This is a genomic window from Aureibacillus halotolerans (genome assembly GCF_004363045.1).
In the GTDB taxonomy this organism is placed as follows: domain Bacteria; phylum Bacillota; class Bacilli; order Bacillales; family DSM-28697; genus Aureibacillus; species Aureibacillus halotolerans.
Map to the genome: position 1 here is coordinate 42,937 of NZ_SNYJ01000009.1, position 18,199 is coordinate 61,135.

At 48.6% G+C, this 18,199-nt stretch carries 14 protein-coding genes; 3 read left to right on the forward strand and 11 right to left on the reverse strand.

The window, feature by feature from the left end; genetic code table 11:
- Window positions 1–10: 10 nt before the first annotated feature.
- The 11 genes from EV213_RS11725 to EV213_RS11775 form a co-directional block, all read right to left on the reverse strand.
- Window positions 11–1,123 carry a glycosyltransferase family 4 protein gene (locus tag EV213_RS11725; RefSeq protein WP_133580734.1) on the reverse strand — a complete coding sequence of 371 codons (1,113 nt, stop codon included), beginning with the start codon at window positions 1,121–1,123 and terminating at the stop codon, window positions 11–13.
- The gene (locus EV213_RS11730; protein WP_133580735.1) at window positions 1,120–2,370 is read right to left on the reverse strand and encodes an O-antigen ligase family protein; all 1,251 of its coding nucleotides are present in this window, start codon (window positions 2,368–2,370) and stop codon (window positions 1,120–1,122) included. The genes EV213_RS11725 and EV213_RS11730 overlap by 4 nt, the downstream gene beginning before the upstream one ends.
- A complete protein-coding gene (locus tag EV213_RS11735) occupies window positions 2,367–3,554 on the reverse strand; it encodes a glycosyltransferase family 4 protein (protein ID WP_133580736.1) in 1,188 nt (395 codons plus the stop codon). The genes EV213_RS11730 and EV213_RS11735 overlap by 4 nt, the downstream gene beginning before the upstream one ends.
- Window positions 3,551–4,720, reverse strand: coding sequence for a glycosyltransferase (locus EV213_RS11740; RefSeq protein WP_133580737.1), 1,170 nt, complete (start codon window positions 4,718–4,720; stop codon window positions 3,551–3,553). The genes EV213_RS11735 and EV213_RS11740 overlap by 4 nt, the downstream gene beginning before the upstream one ends.
- A 22-nt stretch (window positions 4,721–4,742) precedes the next feature.
- Entirely contained in the window at window positions 4,743–6,059 is a 1,317-nt protein-coding gene (locus EV213_RS11745; RefSeq protein WP_133580738.1) for a flippase, read from the reverse strand.
- The gene (locus tag EV213_RS11750; protein ID WP_133580739.1) at window positions 6,056–7,345 is read right to left on the reverse strand and encodes a polysaccharide pyruvyl transferase family protein; all 1,290 of its coding nucleotides are present in this window, start codon (window positions 7,343–7,345) and stop codon (window positions 6,056–6,058) included. The genes EV213_RS11745 and EV213_RS11750 overlap by 4 nt, the downstream gene beginning before the upstream one ends.
- On the reverse strand, window positions 7,342–8,685 hold the full coding sequence (locus EV213_RS11755; protein WP_133580740.1) for a nucleotide sugar dehydrogenase: 1,344 nt from the start codon (window positions 8,683–8,685) through the stop codon (window positions 7,342–7,344). Before EV213_RS11755 ends, EV213_RS11750 begins: the two co-directional genes overlap by 4 nt.
- Entirely contained in the window at window positions 8,669–9,712 is a 1,044-nt protein-coding gene (locus EV213_RS11760; protein ID WP_133580741.1) for a Gfo/Idh/MocA family protein, read from the reverse strand. The genes EV213_RS11755 and EV213_RS11760 overlap by 17 nt, the downstream gene beginning before the upstream one ends.
- Window positions 9,713–10,096: 384 nt before the next feature.
- Window positions 10,097–11,920: a polysaccharide biosynthesis protein gene (locus EV213_RS11765; protein ID WP_133580742.1), complete on the reverse strand. Its 1,824-nt coding sequence runs from the start codon at window positions 11,918–11,920 to the stop codon at window positions 10,097–10,099.
- Window positions 11,921–12,128: 208 nt separating this feature from the next.
- A complete protein-coding gene (locus EV213_RS11770) occupies window positions 12,129–12,830 on the reverse strand; it encodes a CpsD/CapB family tyrosine-protein kinase (protein ID WP_243740076.1) in 702 nt (233 codons plus the stop codon).
- Window positions 12,820–13,563, reverse strand: a complete 744-nt coding sequence (locus EV213_RS11775; RefSeq protein WP_133580743.1) for a YveK family protein — start codon at window positions 13,561–13,563, stop codon at window positions 12,820–12,822. The genes EV213_RS11770 and EV213_RS11775 overlap by 11 nt, the downstream gene beginning before the upstream one ends.
- 645 nt (window positions 13,564–14,208) lie before the next feature.
- On the opposite strand from EV213_RS11775, the gene EV213_RS11780 reads away from it, so the two are divergent.
- The 3 genes from EV213_RS11780 (at window position 14,209) to EV213_RS11790 (ending at window position 18,168) form a co-directional block, all read left to right on the forward strand.
- Window positions 14,209–14,577, forward strand: coding sequence for a VOC family protein (locus EV213_RS11780; RefSeq protein WP_208112748.1), 369 nt, complete (start codon window positions 14,209–14,211; stop codon window positions 14,575–14,577).
- Window positions 14,578–15,859: 1,282 nt separating this feature from the next.
- Window positions 15,860–17,029, forward strand: a complete 1,170-nt coding sequence (locus tag EV213_RS11785) for an MGDG synthase family glycosyltransferase (protein WP_133580745.1) — start codon at window positions 15,860–15,862, stop codon at window positions 17,027–17,029.
- Window positions 17,026–18,168 (forward strand): MFS transporter, encoded by a 1,143-nt coding sequence (locus EV213_RS11790; RefSeq protein ID WP_133580746.1) that lies wholly within the window; start codon window positions 17,026–17,028, stop codon window positions 18,166–18,168. Before EV213_RS11785 ends, EV213_RS11790 begins: the two co-directional genes overlap by 4 nt.
- Window positions 18,169–18,199 lie beyond the last annotated feature (31 nt).

The following is an 18,199-nucleotide window of genomic DNA, read 5'->3' on the forward strand; positions in this document are numbered from 1 at the left end:
TGCCCTCCTTTTATGAATGAGCTGGCTGTAGACTTCGGTACAGCTGCTGCAACGTTTCATTTTCGTTGGCCCAATTGTAGGACCGTTCGACAGCCGCTCGTCCGCTTTGGCCAACGGATTTCACAAGCGCTGGATCAGCGGCGAGTGTGCGTATGGATTCCGCAATTTCCTTTGGGTCCTGTGGATCAACGACAAATCCACACGAGGATGCGTTCACGACGTCTTGATAAAGAGGAAAATTTGATGTGATTACTGGCACCTGAAGCGCCATATATTCAAACATTTTTGTCGGGTAGGAATTGACGTAGTTTCCGATCGGTTCTAACACAGCAAGTCCAGCAAACGCCTTTGCCACGATTCGGTAAGCGTCCTTTGCCTTCATGCGACCGTGAAAGACAACGAGGTCTTGAAGTCCGTATTGCTGCACTTTGTCGCGCAGCCGTGTCTCATCCGCTGAGGACATGGCTCCGATACATTCAAATCGCACCGGCGTCCCTGCATCCTTTAGCAGCTTAAGTGCGTCGAGTGTTACATCAGCGCCACGAATTTGTGATACACCGCCAAGGTATACGATGTACGGCTCCTTTTTTTCAGGAGGCGTCGGGAACAAGGTCAAGTCAGGAAAATTCCGCACCGTCCACGTTTTCCATGCTGGTGGATACAGGGCTTCATAGGAGTCTTCAGCGAGCACGAGCGGGAATGCCCGTCCTGCCAGCCGTTCCATCTGGCGATAACCCGCGGCAAACACCGACTTAAATGGCAGCCATTCTTTATGAAGCATTTGCTCGGCGACATTTTCGTGCACGTCGTAAATGACGTGGTAGCCCTTGGCTTTCAACACGAGACCAACACCGATGAGCTCAGGATCGTGAAAGTGATAAATGTCGGCTTTTTCCTTCAGTGCCCTTTGTAACAGTACAAATGTCGTTTTCAACATGCGCTCAGGACGGTTCTTCGGCTGAGGCAGTGGCACAAGACGGATGCCTTCAATCGTTTCCTCCTGAGGCGTTTGGCAAATCAGTGTAACGTCGTACCCTGCCTTCCGAAGACTAACCGCTTCCTTATAAAACACTCTCGTGTCAAACGGATTGTGCACGGAGGTTAGAAAACATACCTTCGTCATTGTTCAGCCTCCTTTTTCGATAAAAACAATAGCATGCCAGCGAAGGCGAAAATCAGGCGATTGTCATTCAAGTCCCCACTCACGAACGCACCAGCGAGGAAGAAAAGCAGCAGCATGACGGTTGTCATCGCCATCGGTGCTTGAGCGAGGCGGCGCCAAGGGACACGGCAAAGACTCCAAACGAGCACAATCGCGAGCAACACAGTGCCGATAAGTCCAAGCTCGACCATCAACTCAAGCACAATGTTGTGTGGATAGGAACGCGTGTCGTTGTAGCCGTTGATTACTGGCCACGACCCTAGTCCGTTGCCGATCCACGGGGATTGGCTAAACAACGCCAAAGCATTGCTGTAATGATCAAGCCTGGCATCGGCAGAATCGCCAAAATCGCCTTGCCCACTGAACAGCACGAGCATGCGCCATAGCGTTCGTGGGAGCTGATCGAGTGAAGCGGCATAGATGAGATAACCGATCCCCACCATGACGGCAACCCCAATAAAGACCATGTAACGCTGCACATGCGACGTCGTGAATAACCGAACGATGTTGATGAGAACAGGTAACGTGATGGCCGCCAAAAACGAGACGAGCGGTCCACGTGCCCCAATTTGCATCAGTAGAAACAGCAATACAGCGGTAAACAGAAATGCCGCCAGCTTTAGCGGCCATTTGCGGGCAAAAAAGAGCGCATAGCTAAACAGCAACGTCGCGCCTAACGCAACAACGATGCCTACACCTAAATAATCTGTAATGCCCGCGTACGCCGCAGGCACAGCGGCAACAAAATCCTGCCAACGAACAACGGCAATGGTGACGGTCAGTAAAACGGCTGCTCGAAAAAAACGACGAATGCGCGTTGGATCAGGTGCGATAATGAGGGCCGAAGCGATCGCGCACCAACTAGACAACGTCAAGAGCAGCATCGCTTTCTCCCTGCTATACACAACACTCGGGCTCCACATCAGCGATGCCACGGCGTACACGACAAAGGCTCCCCACCCAATCAGCCAATACAACGATTGCACCGGCAGTTGGTCGTGTTTCTTCCATAGTAATAGCAACCCTCCGGCGACCGACAAAACGAACGTTACAGCGGTTAGATCAATTGATGATCCGATAAGGGCTTTGTAGCGCCCTGCAAATAAAAACAGCACGAACATGACTTCAAAGGAGCCTAAGAAAGCTAGGAGCGTCTGCGGCCATAGTATGGCTCGTTGTGGTCGAGCAAGTTGACTTTGATCAATCATGTTTGAACCGCCGCTTCAATTAAGTCCATCTCGCGTGTGATTCGTTCACTCCAGCTGTCAAAGGAGGTGCCCGCACGCCGTAGGGCTTCTTCGCGGATTCGTGCGGTTGCTGACGGATCGGCGAGCAGCGCAGCAAGCTTGTCTGCCCCTTCCTTCGTATCGGAAAACAACAGACCGTTTTCTCCGTCCACGATCACTTCATCCAAACTGCCATCCTTCAAGGCGGCGACAAGGGCGCCATTCGCCAACGCTTCTATGGAGACATTGCCTAGATTAGACACTTGATACAGCGAAAGCACAGCAAACGCATCATTGTACAACTGCGCCATCTCCTGTGCCGGACGTGTGCCAATATGGGTCACGTAGCGTTCTAACCCGAGCTGTTTTGCTCGCGCTTGGATCTCCTTCCAGTACGCGTGATCCTGAATGTGGCCGGCAAATTGAAGGCGAAGCGTCTTGTGGCCTTTTTCGTGAAGCTCGTGGAGAAGTTCAACAGCTAAGTGTTGCTGCTTCCAGCGAGCAAGCCTGGCGGGGAAAAACAAAAACGGCTGGTCCTCTGCCGTTTTCCTGCCCTCGCTTTTCGTTGGCTCCACTCCATTAAGCCAAAAATGAAAGCGATACGGCGGCTCTGTCTGTTTTGGACAGAGCGCTTCATACACATGATTGCCTCGCGTGCCGTCGTTCGTCATCAGCATGAACTTTTTCGGCAGTCGATAGGCATAATACTCGAGCGGATGCTGCTTACGAACCTGTGTCGCTGGTCCTCCCGTTGCCTTGTCGGCTAAAAAGGTGCCATACAATCGCATGCCACAAGGAACATTGGCATGATTGGCAGCAAGATTGCCTACAACAGAAAGGCTCCCGTGCCCATACACAAAATCATAGGATTTCAATTTCAGTTGCTGACGAACAGCCTGGTACATTCGCCATGGGGACAGGAGCTTTTGCGTTCCATTCGCCTGCCATTTCACACAGATGACGTCTTCCTTCACAAGCCACGGGACCGAGATGACGAGCGGTTGTTCAGGGGTCGGAGTGCCTACTAGAAGCGTCACCTGATGGCCTTCGTCACGCAACCGTTTCAGCGGGCGTAAAAACGCTGGCATGCCCCGGGGCTCTGTTTTGCCTTCGAGAATTAAATCCTTTAAGCCACTCCACATCGGGGTCACATACAAGATGTTCATCCGCTTCTTTGCCTCCTTTTCGTATCAATAATGGGCTCGTAAATGTCTACTAGTTGAGACACGACGGCTCTTTCGCTAAACCTTGCAATACAGCCTTCACGTATACGCTGAGGTGAATAGGTGTCGATCGTTGAAGCGAGCTTACGAAGGGCGTTGCTCAGTGCAGCGACATCACCAACGGGCACTTGCAGGCCATTGTCTTTTGTGACAAATGCGTCTGGCCCTCCACACGCTGTGGCAATGACTGGTTTTCCGCACGCCATTGCTTCAATGTACACGACTCCAAAGGTTTCGTAGTGGCTAGCAAGCACAAACGCATCACACGCCTGCATCGACCGGATAACGTCACTGCGAGAAAGCATCCCTAAAAACGTGACTTGCTCATCAATTTGCAGTGATTGGGCCAGTTTGATAAGAGATGCCTTTTCAGGTCCATCGCCGCCAATGACAAGTCTGGCAGCGCTGTTCTTGTGGGCCGAAGCAAACGCCGTCAAGAGCTCATGCATGCCCTTGCCTTTTGTAAGAAGGGCGCAGCTAAAAAACTGGAACGGTTCGTTTTGCTGTTGCCTCGATTGGGTGATGTTAAATTGTTCCGTGTCGACGATGTTCGGCACCACGACTGGCGAACGCCCAGTCGTTTCTTTAATCGTGGCAGCTAGTCCACCACCCACTGCCAACACTGCGTTCGCCTGCTCGACAATCGCCGGGAGCACGTTCGCCTGTTCAGAGGTGAGTCGCTGCTGCCCAACGGAAGAGGCGTGCTCGGTTAACACAAAGGGAAGTTGATGAATGTTGGCGAGCATTCCTGCTGCCCAGCCACCCCAAAAGCTAGCATGGGCATGTATCAGATCTGGGACCCCTTCTTCCGCTTCAATTTGATCGTACAGGCGTTCAAGCTCTCTACGGTAAAGCTCACGAGGAGGCTGCTGCTTCCAGAGACGCCATCTGTAAGCAATGCTACGATACGTGGTCACCCCATCCTGATCTGTTTTCGTTCTCCCCACTTGTCCGGCCGTCCGCCATTCTTTAAGACTGCGAATTTCAGGGTAAGCGACGGTCACCTTAATGCCGTGCTTGGCAAGCGCCTGCGCCTGGGCTTGAAAGAAACTGCCGCCAATCGGCTGGCGTTCAGTCGGATACCAAGAAGGGACAATTAACACATGCATACCGTTGCACTCCTTTCTATCATCAAACGGCCGTTCGCCGGCGCCTCGCTACGAAGTGCCACAAGGCTTCGATGTCCTTTGGTTGAACACATAGAAAGGTCAGCCATGGCATATGCGTCATGCGGCGGAAAATAAGGCATTTGATGAGCCAATTGATGCCATACGTCACCGATGTTGCCAGCGCTGCGCCTTTAATGCCAAGCCAAGGGATAAAGGCGATATTCAAGAGAATGTTGCACACGACCATGGCGATGGACACATACAGGTTGTATTCCGGTTTGCCTCGTCCTGCAACGTCATTGGAGAAAATTTTAGCAACTGCACCGAGGACGATGCCGGGCAACAACCATTTCAGCACAACAGCAGCTTGTGCGTATTCAGCGCCGAGGACGAGGTGCACAGCAGGCTCACTAATAACCCAAAGCACAACACCCATCGCGAGCGACAGCCCACATGTCATTCGGGCGACGGTAGACGTGAGACGATTTTTTTCAGACTCCGACTTGCTCGAGGCAATTTCCGGATAGAGCACCGTTGTGATCGCCTGCGAGACCATCCAAAGCTTTTCTGCAAACGATACGGTAACAAAATAGATACCAACAGCCGCCGGGGATAAATAAAACGACACAAGCAAGAGATCGACGCGGTAGTTTAAGAACGCCATCACATTGCTCATATACGCCTTACTGCCAAACGCAATTGACGATTTCATATAGCCTGGACGCCATGTCGCCTTTTTCCATGTCAGCTGGAGGCGTGAACGAAGCAGCCAGGCAACCACACCTAAAGTCACGATTTGAGCGACGGCATAGGCAATAAGGGCACCGGGGAGTCCGAGATGAAAGACAGACAGTGCCAGCCAAACGCTTGCTAGTAAGCTCAGATGTGTCGTTAGCACGATGATATTAAAGGAGGCAAAATCCTTTACCGCTTGAAACAATGCCTGAAAGAAACGAGAGGCAAACAAGACCGGCAGCAAAAAAAGCATCCCAATAAGCAGTGTGTTGTCAAGCGCGCCAAAAAAAGCATCGCCAAACAAAACGATGAGGACGCCGACAACAATGGCAAGCGTGCTGAGCATCGCCGCTGTGATCGTATTCGTTTTCCACGCGTCAGCCACATTAATCTGTTTCTGCCCGATGTAATAAACCGACGATTGCCCAACGCCAAGATTCATAAACGTCATCAGTAGCGTTGGCAATAAAATCGCTAATGCATAAGCCCCTTGACCGGACGGCCCTAGCTCACGCGCAATCAGCACCGTCGTCAGCAACCCTGCGCCAATACCCGCCATTTGTCGTAACAACGTCATAAAGGCATTTTTCATAAAGGTCTTCACAGCTGTGACGCCACCTTTTCGTCTGCCAGAATGCGAGTCAAGGTGTCCTCGAGTTGCTGGCGCTCATACTTCAGCTGTACTCTTGCTTCATGAAAGGTTTTCGTTCCCTCTTTGGCAATGGCTAGAATGTGATCCGCCATCGCTTCGATTTGATCCGGGGTTAAAGGCTGACTGAGCTTCTTCATCGACAAGTAGTCGGCTGGCTTGTTAATACGTTCAATAAAATAATTGACCTTCGGCTGATAATTCGCTGCAACCACATTCGTCCCCGCACAAAGTGAGAGAATCAGGGAATGCAAACGCGTACCAAGCACAAGGTCAAATTCGGATGTCGTGTCAAGCAATGCTTCAACGCTCATATGCGTCGAGTTTACCGCCACAGCGTCTTTTGTTTTCATGGTCGCCTGCACCTGCCTAGCGACCTGTTCATCCGCAGGATAATTGGTCGCAAAAAACGTCACCTTCGCTTGAGAGTGTTTCACAAGCACTGCGTCGAGCACGGCGCCCATGTTTGTCGTGTAGGCCTTGTAGATCTCTGGCGAATGAGTCGGCCAATAGAAATCAGCATAGTAGGGCACAACCGTGACGCCGATATGAAGGTTTTCAGACTTTCGCACCAGTGGCTCATGCTCGCGAAACAGTCCTAGCGCGAGATCCGCATGCACGACAGGGGCAACGCCTGTGACCTTCTCAATCACATCGGCACTGCCCTGATCTCGTACAGACACAAAGCAGGTGCTAACGATTTTTTTCATCGTATGCTTGGCAGCCGCTGATTTTAACGGTCCCGCTCCAACACCTAAAAACACGACTGGCACACCGGCATTTTTCGCTTCTGCCAATACTTCCTGTAAAAAAAACACCCATGTCGGGTAAATGTCCATCAATACATTGCCACCGCCAAAAATGAGCACATCAAGTCCGTTGAACAACTTCGGTGAAATGCGCTTCATTTTCTTGGCGCGGCGTCTCGCTTCATCTGCGTAGGCCGCCACCGTTGGCGATGCTTTTTTTACGGCAAGAAAGGTCTGCTTGATTAGCGAACGTGGCTGCTGACCACCACTAGAGACCGAGGCAGCCTTAGGTCGCGCGGCGCTCCAATTGACAAAGGAGATGCCTTCCCCTGCTTTGCCAAGTGCGGTTCTCGTCACATTGTCGTTGCCTGTAAACACCGTGATGTCTATTGCGGTTCGATGCTCATCAAGCATTGAAAGCAAACCTTTTAAAATCGCTTCGTCTCCAATGCTTCCTCCGCCATAGGAGCCTATGATGCCAACCTGCTTCATAGCTTGGAGTATTCGCCTTTTGTTTCTAGCTGTCCAAAGCAGTTGCGCGTATCAAAAATGACTTTCGCATGTTCGGCAATCAAGCTGTAATCGACATTCGTATGGTCAGTTGTCACGAGCACAAGATCAGCCGCTTCAACCTCTTGCTTTGTAAGGGGAACCGTACGAACAGTCTTTTTCGATAACGGGAATTCTGAAACGAACGGATCGTGCACGCGCCAGTTCGCACCATTTTCCTCGAACGATTGGAGGATTGGCAATGTTGGCGATTCACGGTAATCAGAAATGTCCTTTTTGTAAGCGACGCCGAGAACGAGAATACGAGCATTACGTAAGGAACGACCTTCATTGTTCAACACCTGTGAACAACGATTGACAACGAAATCTGGCATTGAATTGTTGATTTCACCCGCTGTTTCAATCAAGCGTGTGTGGTAATTGAACTCACGCGCCTTCCATGTGAGGTAAAAAGGATCGATTGGGATGCAGTGCCCGCCAAGGCCTGGTCCAGGATAAAAGGCTGAAAACCCATACGGCTTTGTCGATGCCGCCTGAATGACCTCCCACACATCAATGTCCATTTTGTTGCAGAGAATCGCCATTTCATTGGCAAGGGCGATGTTTAAATGACGATACGTGTTTTCAAGAATTTTCTCCATTTCAGCAATGGCTGGTGACGATACTTCGTGCACTTCTCCATCAAGCACAGAGCGGTACATGACAGCCGCTACTTCCGTGCAAGCCTTTGTCATGCCGCCAACAACCTTTGGTGTGTTTTTCGTATTAAAATGCTTGTTGCCTGGGTCGACACGCTCTGGCGAATAGGCAATAAAGAAATCTTCACCACAGCGTAAGCCGGACATTTCGAGCATTGGCTTGACGACTTCCTCCGTTGTGCCTGGATACGTTGTGCTTTCAAGTACAACGAGCATATCCTTGTGCAAGTATCGGGAAATTTCCATCGCTGAGCTCTCGACATAGCTTGTGTCGGGCTGCTTGTAAATATCTAATGGGGTTGGTACGCAAATGGCGACGGCGTCGACTTCCTTGATTTTTGAGTAATCCGTCGTCGCCTGCAAACGACCAGCGTCAATCATATGGGACAACTCTTCATCGATGACATCGCCTATGTAGTTAATGCTATTGTTGACCATGTGCACGCGGTTCGGTTGAACATCAAAACCAATGACGGAATACCCCGCCTTCGCTTTTTCAACGGCCAGAGGCAAGCCTACATAACCGAGCCCCACCACTCCGATAACGGCGGTTTTGTTTTCAAGTTTTTGAATCAGCTGCTCTTTGCTCGCATTGCCTTTTACTGTATTAGCTTGTGCTGGCATAACGCTGCACACTCCTTTGTAATGTAATCGGTTGCTGTGTCGCATCTGAACGATAGAAAGCATCCACGAGCTCAAGAGCGGCGCGACCGTCTTCACCAGCTACGGCTGGTGCCCGTCCACCTTTCACCGCTTGGACAAAATCTTCAATGATGGCGTGGTGTCCGGGCTGTCCGACGGGATCGGTCTTGATTTTATCCAGTAGCAACTGTGTCTCCATTTCGTTCATGCCTTCAATATCAATATGTTCGATCCAATTGGCTGTCACACCACCGAGCTTGACGGTGCCTCTTTCGCCAAAAATGCATAACGTTTCCTCAAGATTTTTCGGATAAACAGTGGTCGCTGCCTCAACGATGCCTAGCGCACCATCGGCGAAACGCAGTACGCCAGTGGACACATCCTCTGCCTCCATCCGCCGAAAGCGTGTCGCCTGCATACTAAACACGCTGTCCACTGGGCCGATTAACCAAAGCAATAAATCGAGGTGGTGGATCGCCTGATTCATGAGAACGCCGCCATCCAATGCTTTTGTTCCGCGCCAGGATGATTGATCATAGTAGGCTTGATTCCGATTCCAACGAACAGCTGCGTTCACGTGGCTAATACGCCCGAACGCACCACTGTCCAACAACCGCTTTACTTCCATCACAGCCGGACGAAAGCGGTTAGGGTGGACAACGGCAAGCTTTACGCGATGCTTCGTGCACTCACGAAGCATCCGATCCGCATCCTCAAGCGTAATGGACATCGGTTTTTCCACGATGACATGCTTGCGATGCTGCGCCGCCGCACAAGCGATGGTGGCATGAAACCCACTAGGAACAGCGATAATAACGCCTTCCACCTGGCGATCATTCAAAATGGCGTCCAGTGACGCATAGGCTTTTGTGTCGTACTGCTCAGCAAACGTTCGCGCCGTCTCAGATGATGTGTCATATACACCTGCTAGCGTGGAAGACTCACTAGTTACGATGGCATCAGCGTGCTTTTTCGCGATATGGCCGCAGCCAATTAGGGCAAATTTCACTCTCGCAACCTCCTTTGGCTTTGTCTGTGTCTCGCAACAAAAAGGCGCAGTCGGGCGATAAATTGTTTATCGCTCGGCGCCAGTGGGATCTAAATATCTTAGTTTGGGCTCGCTTTCCGGTGATTTCGGCTCGCTTTCCCTCCGTTTGGGCTCGCTTTCCCGCTTTTTGGGCTCGCTTCCTCTTCATTTGGGCTCGCTTTTCACGGAATGGCTCGCTTCCTCCGCATTTCGGCTCGCTTTCCCTCCATTTCGGCTCGCTTTCCTGCATTTTAGGCTCGCTTCCTCCGCATTTCGGCTCGCTTTCTTCCTCAACGTGCTCAATCTTCATTCCAGTGGGTGCACACACTCCGGTAAAACCCTTTTTTTTCTGTATTCTATCTCTATTTATGACCAGGAACTCACAAGCTGAGCGGCTGGTTCTGGTACCTTGGTTTGACGGTTCGCTAAGTGTAGGACGGCCTTCCGAATGTCCTGTCCAGACATACTAGAAAAGGTCGCAAGCAAATGTTCAATTTCACCAATATACAGCGTCGCCGTTTTACCGACATAAATTTTCGGATGTACTTTTCGCTGACCGGCCTCATCTGCGCCTAGCAGCTCTTCAAATAATTTTTCTCCAGGACGCATCCCCGTAAAGGTGACTGGAATATCATCAGCAGAATACCCGGATAGATGAATAAGATTGTGGGCAAGATCGACAATACGAACGGGCTCACCCATATCAAGCACGAAAATTTCACCGCCGTGAGCAAGCGCACCTGCCTGAATGACGAGACGTGAAGCTTCAGGAATCGTCATAAAATACCTGCGCATGTCGGGATGCGTTACGGTGACGGGACCGCCTGATTTAATTTGTTCCTTAAACAGTGGAATGACACTGCCGCGACTGCCTAGCACATTGCCAAAGCGCACCGCAACAAAACGAGTGTGGCTTTGACTGTTCATATGCTGCACGATCATTTCAGCAAGACGCTTCGATGCCCCCATGACACTCGTCGGGTTCACCGCTTTGTCTGTTGAAACCATCACGAAGGTTTTGACGTTCGCAGCGTCACTGGCCATAGCTACGTTTTTCGTGCCCATGACATTGTTTTTAATGGCTTCTTCAGGGTTCCGTTCCATTAAAGGCACATGCTTGTGAGCGGCTGCATGATACACCACCTCTGGCGCATGCTTTTGAAGCACCTTCTCCATTTTGTCGTAATACTGAATATCGGCAATCTCCGTATCAATCGGCAAATCAGGCCATGAACGACGCAGCTCCATTTCAATAGAATAGATGCTGTTTTCTCCGTGTCCTAACAAGATTAGTCGACCTGGCGTAAATGACGCTACTTGACGGCAAATCTCCGAGCCAATCGACCCTCCAGCACCTGTTACTAACACTGTTTTTCCTGTTAACGTGCCAGCTACGCTTTCAGTATCAAGGCGAACGGGTTCACGCCCAAGCAAGTCTTCCACTTCGACATCTTTGAACTGATTCAACTGCACCTTGCCTGAAATGAGATCTTCAATGTGCGGCAGGGTTTGCGTCTTAATGTTTGTTTTCCGGCAAACGGAAACGAGCTTTCGAAGCATGTCTTTCGGGAGGGAAGGAATGGCAATGACGATATGCTGAATCTCTTTTTCGTTGACGACCTCTAGCATCTTGTCGGTGCCTCCGTAAACGGGAAGTCCCATGATTTCCATACCCCGCTTTTGCCCGTCGTCATCAATAAAGGCCACTGGTATTAGCGCCTGATGACTGTTCAGCAGTTGGCGTGCAACCATTGTGCCGGCTGAACCTGCTCCAACGACCAATGTACGAACGCCAGGTTTTTTCCCAGGAAGCCAGCGACTGCGAACCATACGCCATGAAAAACGCGCGCCGCCGATAAACAATATATGAAACATCCAGGAAATGACGAGAACTCGTGGAGTCATTTCTTGAAACAAAAGCATCTGTGTCATTGCTGTCAACAACTGGGCAAATGTAGCGACGATAAAAATCATCATCAGCTCGCCAACGCTTGCGTACGACCATACCTTCTTATACAGCTTGTACAAATGGGCTAGCGCGTGGTGACTAATCACAATCGCTGCCATTGTGACGAGAAGAACGTTTTGATTTAGTGGCATATTGACGAGTTGCTCTGCCATGAACAAACCAAAAACCAACAGCAGTGAATCTAGCAGCATCCATGCCGTTGTTCGTTTTGCGTATGTCATCTCTGCCCTCCTTTGACGTTATGAGAAAAGATTTATATTAAATACTTTTTTAAATGCATAGGGCATTAAACCCCACCTCACACCACACTCTTGACGACAGGCGTCTAAGGAGCTTACGTTCACTCCCACAGCATGATCGAGTGCCTCTCATAGATATCGGCCAAGGAGGCATTGCCGTTTTCGTTCCTACATTTCAAATCCAATCGACTTATAACGCGCCTTGTGCACGATAATCGTACATATCGCTTTTCTTCTGTTTCTTTTCATTGAGAACGAGCCCTAGAATCGGCGTCCCCGTTTGCTTTAGCAGGTCCTGCGATTTTTTTGCCTTCTGCTTCTCGATGCTGGCGCTTTTTAGAACAAGCAATACGCCGTCCGTTAAACTTGCCAAAATTTGAGCGTCTGTGACTGGCAATACAGGAGGTGAATCAAAAAACACAATGTCATAGGCACCAACCGCTTCTTCGAGCACTCGTTTCATTTGCTGCGATGCGAGCAGTTCAGCAGGGTTTGGAGGCAGTGGACCGCTTGCCAATAAAGACAATCCTTCAACGTACGTATCTTGTACAGCTTTAGCAAGTGGCATTTGCTGCGTAAGCATGTTGGTCAGGCCTATCATTGAGTCACATAAAAAAGTTAGATGGGCTGTAGGCTTACGCAAATCGGCATCAATGAGTAGCACTCGTTTGCCCTGCTTTGCAAAGACGACGGCCAAGTTGGCAACAGTCGTTGATTTGCCCTCCTCTGGAACCGATGAGGTCACAAGAACTGATCGCAAATCGTCATCTACTGTGGCAAAGGAAAGGTTGGTTCGAAGCGTTCGAAATTGCTCTGCTGCCTGAGAACCAGGTGAATGGTGGGTCACGAGCTGACGGCCAAGAGGTTTCACTTGATTATTGTTACGTTTCAACTGTATTTCTCCTCTCGACAGCGTCTTGTGGTTTCGACTTTCCACGCGTCTTTTTCTTCGTATCAAATATTTGCACTGTCCCTAAAACAGGTAGCTGCAACGTTTCTTCGGCTTGCTTTTCCGATTTAATCGTCGAATCAAGGGCTTCAATTAGAAAGGTGAGGCCCACACCTAATGCCAAACCTACAAACGTGGCCAAGACAATGTTTAGAAAAGGTTTCGGTGATACTGGTGTAGCGGCAGACGTTTCTTTTGCCCTTGTGAGCACACTGACATTGTCGACATTCATAATGGACGGGATTTCACGTTTAAAAACATCCATCGTTTTGTTTGCAATGGTCACCGCCATCGATGGGCTAGAGTCGGTCACTATAACGGAAAATACTTGTGAGTCCTCTTCACTAGCGACAGTCACCTTTTGCCTTAACGCTTCTACACTTTGCGGCAGTTGCAGCTCTGCTTTCACATGATCCATAATGGCCGCACTTTTCATAATCACGCGATATGTACTGATGAGTTCAAGGTTCGTGCGCACATCATTGTACGAAAACGATGTTGGTTCGGGGGACGATTGGTTAACGAGCACTTGAGCACTCGCCTTATATTGTGGTGTTAGCACCATGTAGCTTATCGCTGCACTAGCCCCTCCGAGAAACACTGCCATCAATAAGATTAGCCAGAGCCTCTTTTTCATCGTTTCAAACAACTGCTTCATGCTGATCGTCTCTTCCATGGAACCTCCCTTTCTCCAACTAAATTTGCTTTACTTGATGACAAACCCACAGAAACAAATTGTTTCATTAGGAAGCAAACGATAGCCACCCTCTTATTTGTTTAGGGAAGCTTTTTTCTAGCGAGGCATTTCCGACAATCCTTTTTCACACAGCTTTCTTTTAAACATGCATCTTATAGGTTTCTTTTTCTATTTCATCTTACATGACGTACAACAAACGTCACCATAGGCCAAACGACGACAACTTTTTCATGAGATCGTAACATTCTGACACTATGCAAAAACCTAGGGACATCGCCTTATCGACAGGGTCTCCCTCATATTTTGGCGAGATTATATCATTTCCTAAATACATAAAACCATTGCTATTAAAGGCCGGAACGTCATTTTGCCAAATAGGGACTTCCTACTTATCAATGAAGGGGTTTTGATCGTTCTTAAAACATCAAAAAGGACATTTTCTGTTCATACTTTTTTAACATAAGGCGAAATTGATGACTAAAGGACTAGTCGAATTTAAGGCGAATTACCCTAAGTAATGAATTGTGATTCAATTTTCTAATCGCTACTCATTCGGTTTTTAACATTCCGTAATTCTAAATTTCTATCTATACTATGGAAGAAACGAAAATAAGGAGGCTTTCTATGTACCTTGGTATCGATCATGTACAAATTGCTATTCCTAGTGGCCAAGAGGAATCTGCGCGCCACTTCTATAAGGTCATTCTTGGCTTCAATGAAATCCCCAAGCCTTTGTCGTTGCAAGGCCGAGGCGGTTTTTGGCTGCAAGTCGGCCATCAAGAGCTTCATGTTGGTGCACAGTCCGATTTCTTGCCCGCGAAAAAAGCCCATCCCGCTTTTCTCGTTTCTTCCATCGCCAAAATCATCTCCATTTTAGAAGCCAATGGCATCGCCCCACTTCACGATGCACCAATTCCCGGCAAGAATCGTGTGTCCGCTATCGACCCCTTTGGCAATAAACTCGAATGGATTGAGCATCTCACCGAAGAATAAACGTATGTCTTGTCATTTCCCGGGGAATATTGCCAGCAAAAAGAGAGATCTGCAGAATGAGCAGACCTCTTTTTTGTCGTAAGATTTATCGCAACAAATTGCATGAAATGGATGAAATAAAACAAGCCCTATGGCAATATTGAAAAGTGTAGTGCTGTTGAACAGAAGTGTAGAGCAGAACATCTTCGGGCTGGGAAATGGTTCTCTCATTTCTCAAGCACGAAGATTTCTGCCTCGCAACTTCTACAGCACGGAACTGGATCTTGAAATGCGGAGGCGAGTGCGTACTGAAGCGCAGAATAGAACATCACACAGCTTTGAAATGGTTCTTTCATTTCAAAAGCTGGGGGATTTCTACTTCGGAGCTTCAACGAGCCAGAGCTGGACATTGAAATGCGGAGGCGAGTGCGTTTTGAAACGGAGGGCAGAACATCACCAAACAGGGAAATGGTTCTCCACATTTCTCTCGTTTTGGGGATTTCTGTCCCGCAGTTTCAGCGAGCCGTAGCTGGACATTGAAATGCGCAGTGCTCCTTTCGCTTGTACAAGCAAATGGACTTTCTGGGTAAGCGTGCAGCTTAGGAAGGATCTTTTAAGATGCCGTCAGGTTTAACAGGACAGAAAAACAACCAAATTAGGGTATACAACGTTCTTCCTCCACGTATAGGCTAATGCCAAATCGCAACTCATCATGCCCACACTTCTGTTTGATAGTGAAGTATCCATGAAAGAGATAATTGAAAGGGATAGCACTGTCAGGCAAATTAAGAACGCCTGCAAGAACCTATGACTTACGTTATTGAAGGGTACAGGCACATTCCGTGTTTAATGTCCTAGAGAAAACACTACCTAATTGCAATAAATCGCAAGGTGTTTCTCAACTCCCTGAAGTTAAGAATCTTGTAAGGAACACGCAAGAAAAATGACAGGCAGGCGGGGTAAGCTAAGTTTGAAAGGAGAGGACATTGCTTATGATGTTGCCAGTGCAGTTGACAAGTCATTTGTTCACTTCCCAGAAAAAAATAATGCCAAAATGCAACTAATGCTCAGGAAGTTTCGTTAGTATATATAGAATTTACATTCTCCCCATTGTTGTTCCAATTGATCCCATGTATGATGGAAGCACTAAGACTCTGGATGGAGACGTATGTAAGGCTTCAGCCTCTTCTTGTCTGCATGACCATCAGCTATACTTTGTAGCAGATATGGTATGATAGAGCTGGTCCTTTAAATAAATACACTGTTGCGTGTTACACATAACTCAACAGTAAAGGAAGTGGTGATGACCGTGAAAAAACAGACGAAGATTATGATATTGACTGGGAGCTACGGGAACGGGCACCTTCAAGTGGTCGATGCATTAAAAAAATCGTTTGACCAGTCTGGCACGGATTATGTGGTTGTGGACTTGTTTCAGGAAGCTCACCCATTAATGACGGCTTTAACTAAATATTTATATATAAAGAGCTTTACAGTGGGACGACGCATGTACAGCTTTTTCTACTATTCAAGTAAAAATATGAAGCACGAACAGTTCATTACGCGACTGTTCAATTCATTCGGCTGGCGCAAGGTTAGGGATCTCATTGAAACCCACCAGCCTGACATGATCGTCAATACGTTTCCAATGTTGGCCGTGCCTGAGTATAAGCGTAAAACGGGAGATACCATCCCTACGAGCCATATACTCACGGATTATTGCCTGCACAATCGTTGGACGCACCCCCTTGTGGATCGTTATTATGTGGCTACCGAAAAGCTGAAGAACGATCTTATTCAAACGGGGATCATGGAGGCTTCTCAAGTGAAAGTGAGTGGCATTCCTGTGATGCCTAGCTTTGAACAAAAAAGCGACCATCAACAGCTCTGCCAAAAGTATGGCTTTGCGGCTGATAAAAAGCTTGTTGTCATTATGGCTGGAGCACATGGCGTTCTGACACATACTGATTTGATTGCTCAAAAGCTCTCTGGGTATAAAAACAGTCAGCTGATCATTGTATGCGGCCATAACCACAAGCTTCGAGAAAAGCTTCTACGTGAAAATGCTGACAATCCTGATGTCGTCGTACTCGGATATGTGAATTATATGGATGATCTTATGAAGGTCGCTGAAGTCATGGTCACAAAACCCGGAGGCATTACGTTAACAGAAGCGATTAATGTCCGCCTTCCCCTCGTCCTCTATAAAGCGGTTCCTGGGCAGGAACGCGAGAACGCTGAATTCTTCCATGCCGAAGAAGCCGCAGTTCAAGTTGATGACATTGACGCAATGATTCAAGCCACACAACGCATTCTTTCTGATGATGCCTATCGTGCCAAGCTGAAGGCGAACATGGCACACCTGCACTGCCCTGGCGCAGGAGGATCAATTTGCAATGATATCTTCGAAACGCTTGACGCGAAAGAATACGCGACGCAACCAGTGACGTTCGAAAAGGTGTCTTTGCTATGAATGGGTTCAAACGGCTTGTCATCATCATGTTTTTGATTGAATTTGTCCGTTCTGCATTTTTAGTTGGCTATTTGCCAGCTATCGCTGTAGGTGGTGCAGTCATCGCAGCAAGTACAGCAGTTACAGCACACTTTTTGTCCGATGCTGGTGCCAATGTGTTTATGGGGCACATCATGCGTCTCATTAAAGAAAAGGGGGCCACTCATTTAGGCTTTCTGCTCGCTATTATCGGTTTGTTTCTAACGACCACTGAACAGCTTTGGGCTCTTATTGTTGGGAGCTGCTTGCTTGGCATCGGTATGGTGCCTGTTTGGATTATCGCTCTTTGCAAAGCATCTGGCGAAAATCGCGGAAAACGAATGGCTGTCCTTTACAGCTTTTGGATGGCTGGACTTGCCACAGGTGCTGTTGCGAGCAACTTATTAATTGATGTTTCAAACGCTTGGGTGTTCTGGATTATGGTCGGAATGGTCTTCATCGGCTGGGTGGTCATGTCAACGGTCTCTCCTCCAGAAGCAGAAGAGGTGGTTGAGCGCAAAACCACTAGCTTCAAAGAAAAGCTCAAAGCCTTTACCTTTTTCGGCAAGCATAGCAGTGTTCTTCTGCCTGGCATTGTCTTAACCGGTGTCGCCAGTGGCATGCTTGTCACATTACTGCCCATCTTTGCAAAGGTGTTTTTATCAAGCAGTCAATTTGGACTTGTACTCGCCGTAGGTGGAGCCGCTGCTCTCGTCACTATCGTGCCTCTTGGCAAACTTGCGGATAAGATCGGTCATATGCCGCCTGTGATTATCGGCTTTGCTCTTTGTTCACTTAGCCTGTTTTTATTGGCTGACACACCAAATGGCTGGGTTGTTTTTGTTGATGCATGCTTACTCGGGTTAGGTTACGCCACCTTTCTTCCCGCTTGGAATGCATTTATGGCTGCATTCGTTCACCCCACACGTAAACAAGAAGGCTGGGGTGTCATCAACAGCGTTCAAGGAGCAAGTGTCATGATTGGCCCGATCGTTGGCGGATTAATTACACAATTCTGGTCGATCCAAGGGGCTTTGCTTGTTTCAGCGATTCTCATTGGGCTGACGGCGTTGTATTATTTCGGCTACAGCTTACGTGGGCAACGCCCAGCAGGCATATAATAGTATATTCAAAAGCGGCTGGAGGACATCT

What these genes read in the sequence shown, in the direction of transcription:
- EV213_RS11725 (WP_133580734.1), bottom strand. Translation starts at nt 1,123, where the DNA reads ATGACGAAGGTATGTTTTCTAACCTCCGTGCACAATCCGTTTGACACG.
- EV213_RS11730 (WP_133580735.1), bottom strand. Translation starts at nt 2,370, where the DNA reads ATGATTGATCAAAGTCAACTTGCTCGACCACAACGAGCCATACTATGG.
- EV213_RS11735 (WP_133580736.1), bottom strand. Translation starts at nt 3,554, where the DNA reads ATGAACATCTTGTATGTGACCCCGATGTGGAGTGGCTTAAAGGATTTA.
- EV213_RS11740 (WP_133580737.1), bottom strand. Translation starts at nt 4,720, where the DNA reads ATGCATGTGTTAATTGTCCCTTCTTGGTATCCGACTGAACGCCAGCCG.
- EV213_RS11750 (WP_133580739.1), bottom strand. Translation starts at nt 7,345, where the DNA reads ATGAAGCAGGTTGGCATCATAGGCTCCTATGGCGGAGGAAGCATTGGA.
- EV213_RS11755 (WP_133580740.1), bottom strand. Translation starts at nt 8,685, where the DNA reads ATGCCAGCACAAGCTAATACAGTAAAAGGCAATGCGAGCAAAGAGCAG.
- EV213_RS11765 (WP_133580742.1), bottom strand. Translation starts at nt 11,920, where the DNA reads ATGACATACGCAAAACGAACAACGGCATGGATGCTGCTAGATTCACTG.
- EV213_RS11775 (WP_133580743.1), bottom strand. Translation starts at nt 13,563, where the DNA reads ATGGAAGAGACGATCAGCATGAAGCAGTTGTTTGAAACGATGAAAAAG.
- EV213_RS11780 (WP_208112748.1), top strand. Translation starts at nt 14,209, where the DNA reads ATGTACCTTGGTATCGATCATGTACAAATTGCTATTCCTAGTGGCCAA.
- EV213_RS11785 (WP_133580745.1), top strand. Translation starts at nt 15,860, where the DNA reads ATGACCGTGAAAAAACAGACGAAGATTATGATATTGACTGGGAGCTAC.
- EV213_RS11790 (WP_133580746.1), top strand. Translation starts at nt 17,026, where the DNA reads ATGAATGGGTTCAAACGGCTTGTCATCATCATGTTTTTGATTGAATTT.